The organism is Vibrio sp. PNB23_22_6, assembly GCF_052877535.1.
Genome location: NZ_JBNFXP010000001.1, coordinates 219,912 through 235,985, shown reverse-complemented (window position 1 = coordinate 235,985; position 16,074 = coordinate 219,912). Strand labels below are relative to the sequence as shown.

At 45.5% G+C, this 16,074-nt stretch carries 8 protein-coding genes; 2 read left to right on the top strand and 6 right to left on the bottom strand.

Going from position 1 to position 16,074, the window contains the following annotated elements; all coding sequences use genetic code 11:
• The first annotated feature begins 2 nt into the window (after positions 1 to 2).
• Positions 3 to 6,203, top strand: coding sequence for a DEAD/DEAH box helicase (locus ACVA54_RS01065; protein ID WP_446649327.1), 6,201 nt, complete (start codon positions 3 to 5; stop codon positions 6,201 to 6,203).
• Positions 6,204 to 6,594: 391 nt separating this feature from the next.
• Positions 6,595 to 7,170, top strand: a complete 576-nt coding sequence (locus ACVA54_RS01060; protein WP_446649359.1) for a nucleotidyltransferase family protein — start codon at positions 6,595 to 6,597, stop codon at positions 7,168 to 7,170.
• 269 nt (positions 7,171 to 7,439) lie between these two features.
• On the opposite strand, the gene ACVA54_RS01055 is transcribed toward ACVA54_RS01060, so the two are convergent.
• The 6 genes from ACVA54_RS01055 to ACVA54_RS01030 are packed head-to-tail and all read right to left on the bottom strand — an operon-like array spanning position 7,440 to position 15,888.
• A complete protein-coding gene (locus tag ACVA54_RS01055; RefSeq protein ID WP_446649326.1) occupies positions 7,440 to 9,590 on the bottom strand; it encodes an AAA family ATPase in 2,151 nt (716 codons plus the stop codon).
• Positions 9,580 to 10,008 (bottom strand): hypothetical protein, encoded by a 429-nt coding sequence (locus ACVA54_RS01050; RefSeq protein WP_446649325.1) that lies wholly within the window; start codon positions 10,006 to 10,008, stop codon positions 9,580 to 9,582. The genes ACVA54_RS01055 and ACVA54_RS01050 overlap by 11 nt, the downstream gene beginning before the upstream one ends.
• Complete coding sequence (locus ACVA54_RS01045) at positions 9,998 to 10,453, bottom strand: hypothetical protein (protein ID WP_446649324.1); 456 nt, start codon at positions 10,451 to 10,453, stop codon at positions 9,998 to 10,000. Before ACVA54_RS01045 ends, ACVA54_RS01050 begins: the two co-directional genes overlap by 11 nt.
• Positions 10,450 to 12,903: a hypothetical protein gene (locus tag ACVA54_RS01040; RefSeq protein WP_446649323.1), complete on the bottom strand. Its 2,454-nt coding sequence runs from the start codon at positions 12,901 to 12,903 to the stop codon at positions 10,450 to 10,452. Before ACVA54_RS01040 ends, ACVA54_RS01045 begins: the two co-directional genes overlap by 4 nt.
• Positions 12,900 to 14,450 carry a hypothetical protein gene (locus tag ACVA54_RS01035; protein WP_446649322.1) on the bottom strand — a complete coding sequence of 517 codons (1,551 nt, stop codon included), beginning with the start codon at positions 14,448 to 14,450 and terminating at the stop codon, positions 12,900 to 12,902. The genes ACVA54_RS01040 and ACVA54_RS01035 overlap by 4 nt, the downstream gene beginning before the upstream one ends.
• Positions 14,434 to 15,888: a tyrosine-type recombinase/integrase gene (locus tag ACVA54_RS01030; protein WP_446649321.1), complete on the bottom strand. Its 1,455-nt coding sequence runs from the start codon at positions 15,886 to 15,888 to the stop codon at positions 14,434 to 14,436. The genes ACVA54_RS01035 and ACVA54_RS01030 overlap by 17 nt, the downstream gene beginning before the upstream one ends.
• Positions 15,889 to 16,074: the final 186 nt, after the last annotated feature.

Below are 16,074 nucleotides of genomic sequence, written 5' to 3'. Positions count from 1 at the left end.
CCATGCAATATTTTGAGTCTTTAGTTGACCAACTTACCAAACGTGCGGCACGAGCTACTTTAGGGCAATTTGGTCTGCGATCTAAGCCGTTACGTGAATTTTTGTGGCAGTCGTTTTCCCAACCTCCGGGTAAAGACGGAGCTTTTCTTGCCGATCCTGTCTTTGAGGCAACATTCGGCTGGAAACCACATACAGAAAGTATGCGAGATCTTTCAGGGGGGCTTCTAAACCGCGCAATTGTAAAGGCGATGGCAAACCCACCTAAAGAGCTTGAAGAAGATTACCTATTTGATAGTAGTTGGTACCCATATTCTCACCAGTATGAGGCTTGGTCACACTTATTAGAGACCTCACCTAAGTCTGTGATTGTAAGTAGTGGCACGGGTTCGGGTAAAACAGAGTGTTTCTTGGTTCCGATTCTTAATGACATTGTCGACAGAAACAGCAAACCAGATGGTGTTGAGGCTCTGTTTCTATATCCACTCAATGCGCTAATTAACAGCCAAAGAGAGCGTCTGACAGCATGGACTCACCAGTTGGGGGATCAGGTTAAGTTCTCACTCTTTAACGGCGATACGCCGGAGTCCGTCAGTGCCGCAGAGCGCAAAAAACATCCGAATGAGCAATTATCTCGCAGAGAACTAAGGGAAAGCCCAGCTCAGATTTTGGTGACGAACTCGACGATGTTGGAATACATGTTAGTTCGTCAAAAAGATGCCAATATCTTGAACCGTTCCCAGGGTAAGCTACGTTGGATCGTATTGGATGAAGCGCACACCTATATTGGTTCTCAGGCTGCTGAACTATCGTTATTGTTAAGACGTGTGATGCATGGATTTGGCGTAACACCAGACCAAGTCCGGTTTGTAGCAACATCTGCAACTATTGGTGGTGCGGATTCTGACGATGATCTAAAGGCATTCTTGGCCGATGTGGCTGGTGTCGATATCACACAGGTTCACTTGGTGAAAGGTAAGCGCGAAATTAAGCCTCTAATGGAATTAGAGCAGATCAAAGCGATGAGTCTTGATCATGTAGCGAGTATTGAAAACGAGCAACAACGCTACGATGTTTTACAAAACATACCGCCGCTGCGAACGTTAAGACAGCGCCTCAGTGCAACAGATAATAGAATGACTCTTAACGAAATAAGCAAACTATTATCTGCAACAGAAGAGCCTCTATCTGAACAAGTTTCTCTACAATGGCTCGATATATGTGCTTCGACGAAGAATGCGAATGGCGATGCATTCATCCCGTTTAGACTCCATCTTTTTCATCGTGTGGCCGGTGGCCTCTGGGCTTGTTCAAACCCTGACTGCTCGTCCAAAGTAGGTACACCTTTAGAATCTGTCGACTGGCGATTTGGTATCGTCTACATGTCGAGACGAGATAAATGCTCATGCGGCTCGCCAGTGTTTGAAATGGTCAGCTGTAATGGTTGTGGTACAAGCTTATTGGCTGCGACTGAAATAATTGACTCAGAGACGAGTCATACCCAGCTTCATTTGACGAAACCAGACTCATCTATAGATGACTTCGCTCTGGATCTCATAGGAGAAGAAGACTTAACTAACGAAGATGACGAAGAGGTTTCTAATGAATATGACCGCTTTGGTCTCATCTCCCCATTAAGTTTTGAAGAAACAGGTGAATATTGGATTAATAACCAGAGAGAAGTGAAAGCAGCTAAAATGCCCGGTTCGCACTTGATTCATCGAGTAGAAGGGTATCGTAAAAGCGATGGTGCTTTATCTCTCCGTTGTCCGTGTTGCCAACACACGAAAATTAAGAATTTTGAGTTTTATCGCCATTTTATAAATGGTGCTCCGTTCATGCTGTCGACGGTTATCCCTACGTTATTAGAATATTGCCAAGATGGTAAGAAAGAACAATTAAAAGGCCCTTGGAACGGTCGTCGAATGCTCACATTTACCGATAGTCGTCAGGGTACTGCTCGCTTTTCTGCCAAAGCACAGCAAGACTCTGAAAGGCAGTTTTTACGTTCAACGATTTATCACTTGATTTTGGATAAAGCGATCCGAGAAAGCGGGGCGGGGGCGGCTTCTAGTCCAGAGCTGGAGCAATACCAAGCGATGCTCAAAATGGCAATCGAGAATGGCAATGAAGGTATGATTGAGTTCGTTGAAGGTAAAATTTCGGACCTCGTTGGTAGCACCTCAAAGCCAGTTACGGTCAGTTGGCTAGAAGTGGAAGACTTCTTAGCGGAACAAAAAGAAGTGCAGTTGTGGATCAAAAAGTTCTATGAGCATTTTGATGACCGAATGGACATGGTTGCGAATCCTAAGTTACTTGCTCGTTTATTGCTTTTAAGAGAGTTTAATAGTCGACCGAAAAGACAGAATACGCTAGAAACCATGGGATTAGTCTGTATGAAGTACCCAGTGCTGGATAAAAAGGCGAATTCGGCTCCAAGTGAATGGTTGAGGCATTTTGACAGTGCAGATGAAGCGCGTGCAGAGTGGGTAAACTTCTTGACTGTCGCAGTGAATTTTCATGTGAGAAGCGTGAAAGCTGTGAGGTTGACCGAAGAGCAGATCAACTGGATCGGTGCTAAATATTCTCCAGCTTTCTTAGTAGGGCAAGATGAACCTACCCATATTTGGAATGTAGAGGCATGGCCAAAAATTAGGCGTAATGGTTCACGACAACCGAGATTAGCAAGGTTGGTTGCAACAGCTCTAAATATGGAGTTGGATGATGCTAATTCTCGGGCTGATATCAATGAAATTCTACGCCAAGCTTGGATGGCTCTTCAGTCTTCCGTATTGACACCAAGTGGTGATGGCTATCGTTTAGAGCTTGAACAGCAAGTCAGCTTTTCTTTATTAGCGGACAAGCATCAATGTCCTCACACCCAGAAAATTATTGATAAGCCATTGCTAGGGGTTACTCCGTATTTGAATGTATCTGGAGACCGCAACGAGCACTTGTGTAAGTCAATTTCTACACCAAGTTATCCATACCCATTTGGACGAGATCCAGACAGTGGAGAAACCGTTGATCTAACCAAAGTTCGGGATTGGCAAGAGCAGCCTGCATTGATGAATGTACGTAAAGAAAATGCTTGGTCTGATATTGCTGACCGCGTTGTCGAGCGTACACCTTACTTTAGGGTTGCAGAACATTCAGCACAGCTCAAAGCAAGTCAGTTACGAGAGTATGAAAAAGAATTCAAAGCAGGGAGAATCAACGTTTTAAGCTGTTCTACAACCATGGAGATGGGGGTAGATATTGGTGGTATATCGGTAGTCGCGATGAACAATGCTCCGCCGAACCCTGCAAACTATTTACAACGTGCAGGGCGGGCTGGTCGCCGTGGTGAGAGTAAATCGATTGCTCTTACGTTATGTAAGTCGACCCCACATGGCGAACATATCTTTTCGAATACACGTTGGGCATTCGATACGGAGATTAAAGTTCCGAATGTATCCTTATCCAGTGATTACATTGTTCGTCGACATGTGAATTCGTTGTTGCTTTCAACATTTTTAAATCGAGTCTTAAAGTCAGAGAATTCGCTGAAGCTGAATTGCGGGAACTTCTTTAAACCTGATCATGGCTCAGCGGCTTCTCAAGCTGAGCAGTTTGTTGACTGGTGTGTGAATGGTGCATTAGAGTCTGTCCAAGAAGGCCTTGATACTTTGCTTCGTCGTACATCTCTCGATGCGACATCACGTATCGAAATACTTGATGCCTCTGCTACACACATGAAGCAAATTGTTGAATGTTGGGTAGTAGAGCATCAATTGTTAAAAGATCAATCTAATAGCTTGGAAGATAATCCTAATTCCCTCTCGACTGCGCAAGCTGCAGTTGAAAGTCAAATTCAACGCTTAGAAGGTGAGTTTTTACTGTCCGAGCTAGCTCGGAAAGGCTTCTTACCTGGCTACGGTTTCCCAACGGATGTTGTTTCTTTAAATACAGACCACGTCAAAGTGATCGAAAGGCGTAAGCGCAACATCAAGATGAAGCAAGATCAAATTAGTGACAAAACATCCCGTAAAGACAATCTTTACAGCGCAAAAGGTTTCCCATCTCGCGATTTGTCTGTCGCAATTCGTGATTATGCGCCGGGTAATGATGTTGTTATTGATGGGCGTGTTTATCAGTCTAAGGGGGTCTTGTTGAATTGGCATAACCCCGCATCCGTTGATCAAGTCAAAGAGATTCAAGCGTTGAGATGGGCATGGCGATGCGACAAGTGCGGAGCAAGCAATACTTCTTCTTTAAGACCTGATAAATGTGAATGTTGTGGTAATGAATTTGATTTGACTGATGGCAACACGAAAGAGAATATCCATCCATATATTCAACCCGCAAGCTTCGCAGTGGATATTAGAGATGAGCCCCACAATGACATTTCTCGGCTGAACCACGTACCTTTCAATGACCCTTGGGTAACGGTAGATAGTTCAGAGTGGCGAGAAGTGAGTGTGAACCCCGGCGCATCTTATCGTTCTAGTCATAATGGGCATGTGTATTACTACAGTGCTGGGCCTGTGAACAAAGGTTATGCGCTTTGCCTTGAGTGTGGTCGCATGGAGGCAATGCCAGAAAGTGAAGATAAATCGCCGAAAGACGTATTAATGGGGCACACTCGTTTACGAGGAGGTAAAGGACATTTAACTAGTTCGAGCGAAGTATTATGTGGTGGTAACGATAGGGAGTTTACTGCTAAGGGGCCTTTGAAGCTCGGACATAGTACTTATACAGACGTATTCGAATTATTGTTATTTAATGAGTTGGGGAAACCACTAGTAGACAGAAGTATCGCTCGTTCAGTCGCCGTATTGATGCGAAATCAGTTAGCAGAGAAACTCGGTATCAATAATGATGAAATTGGCTGTACAACTAAGCCAGTGAATTATGAGGGACGTGAAGTGCAAGCGATCGTCCTATTTGATAATGCAGCTGGCGGTGCAGGTTTCTCAATTCAAGCTTCGGACTATGTTGTCGAGCTATTAAAAGGGGCAAAAAAGATAGCTTCAAGTTGTCACTGCGATAAGGCATGTCATCGCTGTTTAGTTGATTATTCGACTCAGCATGTCCTTGATCTACTAGACCGACATAAAGTTACTGCATATTTGAATAATGGTTTTTTCAACAATCTCAGCCTTCCTACGGAATATGAATTATTCGATCACCATAATAGGCGCGAGCTACGCCCCCTAATGATCGCAATAGAAAAAACACTTGCCAAGGACGATGACTTTGACCTCTATGTTGAGTTACCTATCAGTCAATTGAGCGATTTAGGAGGTTGGCAGTTATATCAAGCATTCAGCCGTTGGGTTGCTGAACGTAAGGTAAACCTGATACTTGCAGAGGCTAAAGTTAAAGAGTTGTCACTAGAGCAAAAAGTGACGCTATCTTGGTATCAAAACCACCCTAATGTGAAGCTATTGAGTAAATCCTTGAATGGCCAGTCCGAACACATTGTGCTTGCATCTGTAACTAATAAGTCATGTTGCTACCAATGGGGCATTCGTGAAGATGATCATGAAACACTCGTTACTGGCGTTGGTTCTTTAGGGAAGTTAGCTGACTTCGATATTACACGTCTGCATCAAAGTTCTGATGTAGAGAAAATAGTCATAGATAGTGATCTGGATGGAAAAGCTTCTGACTTCGGATTTAAGTTCTGGTCCCACGTATTTAAATGTTCCCCAGCATTGATGGCACTAATGGAAAATCAGGTTATTGAATCTGTAACGTACTCAGATCGTTACCTTGCGGCTACCTTACCATTCTCGCTCTGCTTTAATGCCCTGAAGTTTATAGGAGAGCATTACAAAAGTTGCCAGATAGAAATCAACACTGGTGAATTGGCGAGAGGTTACAGACCAGCAACGGTACAAGATAACTTTTACGACGATTATTCACGAGATAAGGTTGTTAGTTTAGCGCTAGAGAGAACGGCGGCAAATATCAGTTTTAAAACGGCTCCGAAGTACAAGCTACCACATTCAAGAACGTTAGTTTTATCGTTTGATAATGGACGTCAGGTGACATTGTGGCTCGACCAAGGTTTTGGTTATTGGTATGCAGACAAGCGTTTGTCTGAAAATCATTTACCGCATAATCTTTATGATGAAGAACACGCAAATATTATTGTGAAAGGACAATCTCAAATATCCTCAGGAGGCTTCCCAACGGACGTCTTTATCTCATTTGCCTAGTTCGAGCTATCTGAGTTGGAGGCAGAGTAGTACCCAGCAGCCTCATCGTGGTACTTGCGCAGTAAACCGGGTGTGGTCCCAAGCCCAAAAGATGGGTTTGGGAAGTTGGGCGCATAAGGCATATATTCAATATCGGAAGCACGGCAAGATTGGGGCCAATTACAGGGGTTATTGGTTGGTTATTCCTTAATGTGTAAATATTACAACTTCTCGGTTCCGTTATCAGGGCCCGCTGGTAGACTTATGCGCGGAGCTACCAGAAACCATCGCATTATCGATTCTGGCAGAGTGCCTAGCTGCAATTGCTAGAAAAACTGCACGACCACTAAGTAACATACTAACAGTCGATTATTGTAATTAGTTACAGCGTAACAAAATAAAAGTCTCGGTGATGATCATAGCTGCAGGAGAGAGCAACCGCTTTGGAGGATACAGGCTACTGAATGAACTTGATAGCGACCATAGCTTGTTATCTCATGCTGTTGAGCAAGCGTTGGGATGTAAGAGCACTTCGGTGTTTGTTGTCATTGGCCGTTGGCACAATGAGAACGGAAGGTTAGCTGAAGTCCCTTTGATTTATAATCCTGAATGGTCTTTGGAATTGGGAAGTTCCATTGCCCACGGAGTTAGAACACTGGCTGCTGATTATGATGCAATTTGTATCACGCTTGCTGACCAAATTACACTGCGCAGTGAAGACTTCAACCAGCTTATTTCTTCATCACCGCCTGGACACATTGTATGTTCTTATTATAAGAGGAAAAGAGGGGTTCCAGCGCTCTTTCCATCCTGTTGTTTTAACCAACTAATACAACTTAAAGGGAGTCTGGAGCTAGAGACCAGCTGCGAGGCGATAGCTTTCCGGTTAGTGAAATATCTCTTCCTTATGCTGAACATGACATTGATACAAAGAAAGAATTGTTTGAATTGCGAAGACTTAAGTAATCGGGGCGGGTGGTTCTGGTAAATTTTATTTAAGTAACCCTAATATCTATCTTAAGAATCGTAGATTATAAAGATAGATATTAGGTATTTTATGGTAAATTGATTATGTTCAATGAATTAGTGTTTGATTCAGCTCTGAAGTTGGCGTAACGTTTTACGATGCGATAATTCTTGTAACTGTAAGCATCCAGTGTCAAAAATGTACGGATCTTACCTTTTTGAAGTTCTTAAAAATTTCTGCGGTCAATTGTTATAGTATTCGTAAAAATCAGAGTGGGTAGGGGCCTAGTGTTAATCAATATTGGCCTCAGCCTCACTCAATCTTTCTATCAATTCTGAGAGGTAGACCTGCCTTTTCTCTGCTGAAGACGGCCGGACAATGGCCTCTCTAAACGCCTTTTCTGTACCAATTATAATGAGTTTTTCTACCGCTCGTGTAGTCGCCGTGTAAATCCAGCTATTATCAACCAGCATTGAGTTGTTCTCTACCGCCACAATGACTGTATGGAACTGAGACCCCTGCGCCTTGTGCAGCGTTATGGCATACGCCAGTTCTAAATCGTAGAAATGCTCTAATGCTACTACGCTATTATTGTCTTCACTGCTATGGGTATCCTTACGAACATAGACGCATTCGCTTTCCCCGTCGAAGCCGACAATGCGGCCAAGCAACCCATTCTGGACGCCTAAATCACTGTCATTTTTTGTAAATATCACCGGATCATCAATTTTGAAGTGTGTTTTCTTCTTTTGCCACATCAGGAACGGGTTCGGGTTAACCCCCTCCTGCACAGTGACATTGATCATCTGCGCCATTTTGCGCGTGGCGCATATCACCTGCACGTCATTACCCATCGCCTTTAGGCAGAACAACGGCATATCGTTTTTGCTGACCGTCTGGAAGCTAATCGCCTTGTATGACAGCGAGTCTGGTAGTTGTTTGGCTCGAATGGCTTGACTGTACTCCGGAATGCCCGTTGTTTCATCCTGTCGTTTGACCACATCTAATGTAGTGGTGTAATACGGCAGTACTTCGATGAGCTCACCGAGCACAAGGCCCGCCCCAATAGGAGGTATTTGACCATCATCGCCCACGATGAGCAGCTTGGCTGTGGTCGGTACCGAAGTAACGATTTGATATAACTGGCCAATATCGACCATCGACGCCTCATCAATGACAATGAGCATGGGCTCCTGCTCATCTATTAAATCTAAGTTGTTGAGAAAGCCAGCAATGGTTTTGGTCGGATAATTGATGGACTCTTGTAACTTCATGGCTGCACGGCCAGAGAGCGCCATGCCAAACACCTGATAGCCTAGCGATAGATGAACACTGGTGATGAGTCGAAGTACCGTGGTCTTGCCCGTGCCTGCCCCGCCCACAATACAACTGTACGCATTCGAGAGCGACTTTATAACCGCCGTGAGTTGCTGTTCTTCCAGTTGAAAAGGAAGTTGAGCAAGCTCATGCTTTAACAAGTAATCCTCTTTACCGGATAAGGGAATGTGCGTGTTTGTCAGGGTCAAAATGCGTCGGGCAACGGTTTCCTCCATGATGTAGTGCGGCACAGAATGAACAGTGTCGGTCTCGATACAATAGTAGATACCAAGGCCCTTAACCCCCGTGGTCAGTGCGTCCATGGCCGTTTCGTCCCCACCTAGATGGTCATATATTTGTTCAAGCGTGACATAAGTGTGTCCGTACTTGGTGAAGTGCTTGACCGCACCTTCTACAAGGGCCAGCGAACGCCTTGGATCATCGAGGGCCATTTGGAATTTCTCTAAGGCAATCTTATCCACGACATCGAATTCCATGCCAAAGGTCTGAAGTAGATAAGGGTTTTCCTTGATGCGCTCTACCACAAAGCCGGAATGCGCTTCAAACAGTGCTTGCTGAACGGCATGAGGGATTTGAAGCTTCATAAAGAAAGACGCATACTTTAAGTTTTCATAACGAGCCCAACCATTGATGAGCGCTGGCACGTGTTTCGAAAACTCACGGTGCTGCTCAATGGGCGTTAAATCGTTACTATTAAGCATGCCAAACAGCGACTCACCGAACTCGTTAAAAAGCTTGGTTGCTGTGGCTTGGCCGATACCTTTAAAGTCTTTGTTTTTGCCAATAAAATGCTTAATTTCTTCGCCGCTTAAGGAGAGGGTCATTTGAGCCTTAGTCGGCTCAATGAAGGTGTAACGCTGCTTTTTATACCCACCTTCAACCACGTCTTCACGCACTGGCGACCCGGTAATTTCCCAAACCTGTCCTTTTGCGGGGATGGTGTTACACTGCACCGCAGGTACTTTCACTTCGATGAAGTAAATATGGGATTTGTCGGCGTATGCCAAGGCTTTACGTATATTCTGGCCCCTAAAATGCAGCATGCCTTCGTTGTCACTGTAAACCTTGGTCACCCGGACGTGAGTCGTGATCTTATTTAACATGCATTAACCCCAACTTCATCACGGTTTCTTTCATCTCAGACAGCTTATCGAGCTGAGCCTTTAAACGAATGACCTCATCCTTGAGGGCGCTGTTCTGTTTCTTAAGCATACGATTCTCATTCAACAGCGGGTCATCATTGATGCTCTTGACTTCGCCTTGGATCGGATTCTCAGTCTTCTCGGGTAAGAGTTTAAGCCACTCCAACGTCGCCTCAAATTCATTCAGGGCTTCATGTAAGGCCTTGGCGGCCGGGTTCTTTTCCGGTGCTTTCCAAGCGCTGTAACTGAATCCTGCTTGTTGGGCAATCTCAGCTTTGTTTAAGCGCCCGTTATACACTGTCTGCTTCAAGTCTTCTTCGGTCACAGCCGCTGCCCAGGCATTGAACTTATCAAGGTTAGACATCTTCTCAGTCATCATCTTGGTCCTCGTGTTGGTGTAATTCGCGAATGAGGTATGGGGACAAACAACGTTCAATATTGCGGACTTGGGTTTGCAGCCTGATGGTTTTTGCTATGCTAATGATGCATTCAGTGTTGTCCTGTAGCATCTTACGCGCGGTTTCTACTTGCTCTAGGAGGCGCGCATTGGCCTTCTCTAAATCTGCTCGCGTCATAGATGCGGTGTCTTTTAAGGTTTTACCTAAAGTGCCTGACACAGCCTCTTTCTGCTGTTTGGCAAAAGCCTCAATGAGACTCTTTCGACTGGTCAAGGTTGAGCGGGTCTTGATCACTCCCTTGGCGTTTAATCGCCTAAATAGATTGGCCTGTGTAATTGGGGACTGTTCGAAGCCCTCATCACACATCCGGATTAACTCCTTCTCAATGGCTATATCTAATTCGTTTCCTTTAAGTTTGTCACTCATTTCTGGCTCCTGGACGGCTTAGCTTTTTCCCGTTTACGCTGCTCAAGCGCGAACAAGCTGGACAGCATTATAGGTTTCTTCATGTTGTCCAATTCCAACAGGTTGATTTGGATTTTCTCGTCTTCAAACGCCTGAGACTGACCGAGATGATATTGGATGTGCTCCTTGCGAAGGCTGAGGTTCGCTAGGATTTCGTCGGCCTCAGCCACCTCCATGTGGCCCGTCATTTCCATTTGATTGATGAGCGCAATTTCAGACACAATACCCGCTGCCAATTGTTCCACTTTCTGAAGTTCATCGTCACGTCCCGTAAGGGTGAAATACGGGCATGGGCTACCATCTTGACACTTCATGTTATAAGGGCATTGGAATGTGGCCAGTTTGCGACGACAACTGCCAATATCCATGGGGTTCAGGTCAATGTGGCGTGCGGCGGTTTCTTGCTTTTCCTTGTCAGACAGGATGCCAAACATTTCATTGAATTCACTAAAAGCATCACTGCTTGAATTACTGACAACATCAACGACGAACGCAGCTTTATCTTGCGTAGTCGTGTAGGTATTCATCGCCTGAGCCAGTGCATTTCCAGAGCTAAGTTTGGGGTTCAAACCGATCTTGCCTTGCGTTTTAATACGCTCAAGTGCTGTCTCTTGTTTAAAATACGAATCTAGGTTGCCCACGGTTACCAGTTCCGTTGAGACTGCTCTCTCGGTAATGGCAAGGTGATGATAATGTTCATTTTGGGTTAAGTCTTGGCGCCCCATGAACATCGCTTGAAGGTGGTCAGAGACCCCCGCAATGGCAACGAAAGTATTGATGCCATGACGCGGGGTGTGACTGTACATCATGGTGAACTCGCCATCTTCGTCAGTGAGGCCGTATTTGGCAAAGATGCTGCGTTGACGATTGGCCTTAACACCGTAACCTAAGAAGGGGATCAGCACGAATTTGTCGATCACTTGAGGCACTACTTTCATCGCGCCCGTGCGTTTGGTGGCCCCGCTGCCTTCAGGAATAAAGAACAGCAACGCCTCATACGGTATCTCACTGACGGCTTTGGTTTTGGCGTCTGTATCGCGATAAATGAAGTCATTCGATATACCGCTATCACTTTCGACGGCATTGCGGATAAAGCGTTCAATGTCCGCCTGTGTATAGCGAATGTTTTTACGTCGGCCGCTCATTTCAACGACCGAATGCGGCTTTATGTCCAGACCGCTGTTTTGGATTTTCTTAGTAGTGTAATCCCTTAAAGAAGACCGACCACGACCTTGGGCCGTAGAAGAAACAGAGGTGGATTCATAGACCTCATCCACAATGGCATCGAGGTCGACTAACCGCTCACTCATTTCGCCCACGTTGTCTTCGCGTGTGCGCCACGCTTTCGGCAGGTAAGACTCAAAGCCAGTCTCTCGTACGTACTCAATCTGCGTGCGAAGTTTCTCGGTTAACACGATGGTATCAACCCAAAGCTCCTCGACAATCTCCACGGCGAACGGCTCAAGCCAGTGAGTCCGGTGACCGGCACCTTTTTCACCCAGGTAAACGATGCCGACATAGAACGTAGGTAGACCACGTTGTTCCATCAGCGCTTTAGTGGCCTTATCTTCGATTTCCACGACTTTAAAGCTGTTGTAGCGCAGTGCCGCGGCCTCCATGTGGCGAAATCCGGTGACCATCAGCAGTAATACGAGGTTCAACACGATCCGTTCGCCATCTTGTTGAACCATGCCACGCAGTGCCACCACGTTCAAAAAGGTCTGAATGGAGAGGTTCTTCTCGTGTTCGTCCTGATCGAGATCTTCGCCGAACTCTGCCTTTTTAGCTTTTTTACCCGCTTTGGTTGAGCGTGTAGCCACGCCTTTTTGTTTCTTCTTGATTTCAATGGGTGTTAACGTGAAACCTAGGTAATTGAGGTTCTTGGCGATCACATTGGCATCATCGTAGTCCTTGGCGGCGTTGGTGTAAGCACTGTCGCCAGTACGCGACTGCGCCAGCATGTCGGTGGCCTGTTGCAGAAACTCGGATGTGATGTTGACTGGGTGTGGGTCAACTCCCGACATCACCATGCGGACATAAACACGCTTCAATAGCATCTGTTGGGCATAGACCACAATGCCGGACGGGTTGTTGCCCTTATAGAGCGAGACGCAGTAGGCTTTCATGAAGTCGACATAAGTCTCATTGATATCTAGAGTCTTGAATGGTTCCTCGTCCGGTTTGAATAGTCCACCCAATCGGCGGGAGTTGATTTCATGAAAGTTAATATTCGTCAAAGCCTTAGCTAGAAAACCCTGAGAGGCCGAGCTGTATTTCCAAACATTGGTCATCCATGAATAGAGCGCGTCGGGGTTAGTGATGCCGGCGTTCACCTCGGGCAGTAAGGCCGTCTCAAAAAAGGTCTTTTGCGCCGTGATAAATTGTTCGAAGGTTTCATAGTTGTCTTTCATCGTAAGCCCCCCTTGAGGCGGTTAATGACCATTTCAACTTCATTCTTAGTTTGGGTGGCCGCATCTATCAGCGGGTTGTTACGCTGGCCTGCATCATGTGACGTTTTAACTAACTCGAAAAGCTCGCGAGTGATAAGTTCAAGGACGGTTTCATGCTTGTTCAAGTTTTTAAACGGGCGGAAGTAGAAGCAACCATAGCAAGAGCGAACCTGCGTAAGATGGCACTTATCCTGTAATCGGTTACAGCCGCCGATACAGTGGAGGAGTTTGCCCTTGAGCATGCCTGACACCGTTTTCCCTGACCATTCAGACTCATTGGTAAGGTAACCCGTAAGCAGCAGTCCCATCATGTCTTTCCAGACTGGGTTGTGCCCAAGCACCTTGTGTTTCAGTAGCGCCATCTCTGGGGTCGACATGATGTAATACTGCGCCGCGACCGTGGTGGTGTGGCCAAGCACCATAGCAATTTCTTCGGCACTTGCCCCGGACATTGCCATCGAATGGCCAATGTTGTGGCGAAAATCATAGGTGTTATAAATAGGGTGATGCATCTCGTTACGTTTGATTTTTTCTTTGATTTTATCCGGTTGAATGAAGAGCAACGCCTCATTTAACGCCTTATGGATCTGAAGAGATGATGTGTTCACAACATCCCCATCATATGGAAATAATGCGTCGTCATCCCCAATGCCAAATCGATGTTTATATTCATCTATCAACAAACCAATTTCTTGGCTCAAAGTGATCTTTGGCCCACCCATCGGTGTCGTGTTCTGCTTAGCTAAAGGCACGGCCACTTCGTAGAGCTTTAGGGCGGTCTTGTGATTGGCTGCGATGAGCTTCACTGAGCCGCCTTTTAGCATGGCAAATTGCTGTGGGCGGGGACCATTAGCAAACGACAAGCCCAGCACACAGAGATTTTTTAAGTCGTTATCTGCCAATGACCGAAGGCCTTCCTCCGTGCCAAACTCCACCAAGCGATTGGCGATAAGATTCTTAAAATGGGTAGGCATGGTGTCTTCAACTTCTTGATAACGAAGAAAGGGGTCAGTGACATTCGGGGTAGCTACACGCAGCAACGTTTCTTCATCATCAATGTCGAAACCTGGGAAGTCATGACGAATCAGTGTATGAGTGACCGACTTGAGTAAGTAATACTCATCCGCATTTTTAGATTTAGCCATCACTTCGAGTCGTTGTTTAAAGGCTGAAAACGCAACACTATCTGACTCTCGTAATAGCTTTTTTAATAAGTAGAACCGCACAGAACCAAGAGGAGCCATATGAGATTCTGTATGCATCGAAGATAACCATTTCAGCAGTTTGTTGCTGTGCTCATCCAAGTTAAATTCTTCAACATGGGTGCGCCCCAAACGGATATACTCCCAACGGTCACTTTTCGTCTGGACGTAAGGGGTATCAAACTCAGAGGCTTGGGTAATTTCCATCACGCTCGGTAGTGTCATACTATTGATAAACCCAACCTGTTCTGGTGTAAAGTAAGCGCCATCACCTGTGCGATGGACTTTTTTACCTGAATGCAGCATCCCATTCATCCTTATTGAAATCAGTGTCACTGTTTGAGTTGAAATGATTGCGATACACCTCCATGAGCGTTTGATTGACATGCTCTTGAATAAATCGCTTGGCATATTTTGCGGGCATAACAGATTTTTTAGCCCATCCACCCGTCACCCTTAATTGATCCTGCGCTTCCTCCATGATGCCCTTAATATTGACCACGCCGAAGTCAATGTACCGACGCTTTTCCTTCTCATAAATGGCTGATAACATCGCGTAGGCCCAAGTGTGGCGCAGCCAGTGAGGAGTGATAGTTTCACTAATAAACTCGGCATATTGCGGGTCAAAATGTTCTGGGAAATGCTCCTTAAACGCTTTCACTACTTGTTTAAATTGTGTCTGAATGGTGGTGTAGGACACAGGCTTGTAGGGCTTCAAAGAGGAAGCGAAGATGAAGTCGTGATCACACTCTTGCGGACGGATGTACTCGAAGTAGACTTGAATCTTTTTGTGATCCTCGGCGGTGATCTCCACATCACGAATGCTGTCTACGGTCTTGATTTGCGGCTTATTATGACGCGCATCGTCCATGATTGTATCGCTTAAGTCGTCATCCTCCAGATTTCGTACTCGCATGATGACTTTGCTCGGGTCGCTCTTTAAGGGCAGGAAGGATTGCTTGCGCAGCAACAATGACTCCCCAATGCGCAGCCCATAGCGGACGAGCAGAGTAGTGAGCAGGTAATTACGCATCTGTACATCGTAACTGACAATGGGATTAAGTAGGTTTTCCTTAATGAGTATAAAGCTGGCTTGCACACTGCCGTCTGGCAATTTTACCGACATCGGCTTCATCACATCCGGCGTCAGAACACGAAAAAAGTCCTCAAATTGCTCGCTGGTCATACTGCGTAGGGTGCTGTGGGCGAGCACTTCTTTATTGGATTTCTTCCACTTCGCGAACTTGCGTTTCGCGTCTTTCAGTCGCAGTTTGATTTCGCTGCGCAGGCGGCGCAACTGATGAGGATCTTCATCAAGGTAGGCCGTTGTTAGATACAACCCCGACAAGAATTGAATGAAATTGCAGATCACCTGGCAATGTTTGGAGGCCGTGCGCTTTTTCTTAGTCATCTCTTTCTGACTGCTATTGGATGATGGCAGCATGATCACATTAGAAATCTGCTTGTCCGCAAGGAGATAATCCCAGAACGGCATCAACTCATGGGTCAAAGCATCAATGTCTCGGTAGTCGCTCATATGCAATGCGTAGTCAAGGGTGATGCCATGCTTAGCCAGCCAAAAGTCATAAAACAACTTCAGAGAGGTGAGATAGCTCTTTTGCGTCGCCAGTGATTTCTCCATGAGTTCTTGCTCGGCCCAGCGAAATGCCAACAGAGGCGGCAAGGTTGTCACGATATCAAGTAAGCAATAAAACTTACCGTTACAATTTTCAACCTTATACATGTACAGATTTCCATTCGTAGGTATTTCTTATATGTACAAGAATAGGTATGGAGATTTTGCTTTGTCAAGATATATGGAGATATTCGTAACTTATTGATTTTTATGAATAGGTAATATTTACGTGTACATTATTTTGCTAGCAGGGAATTTAACATAATATGCATAATGCGCACTTTAAGTGATAGT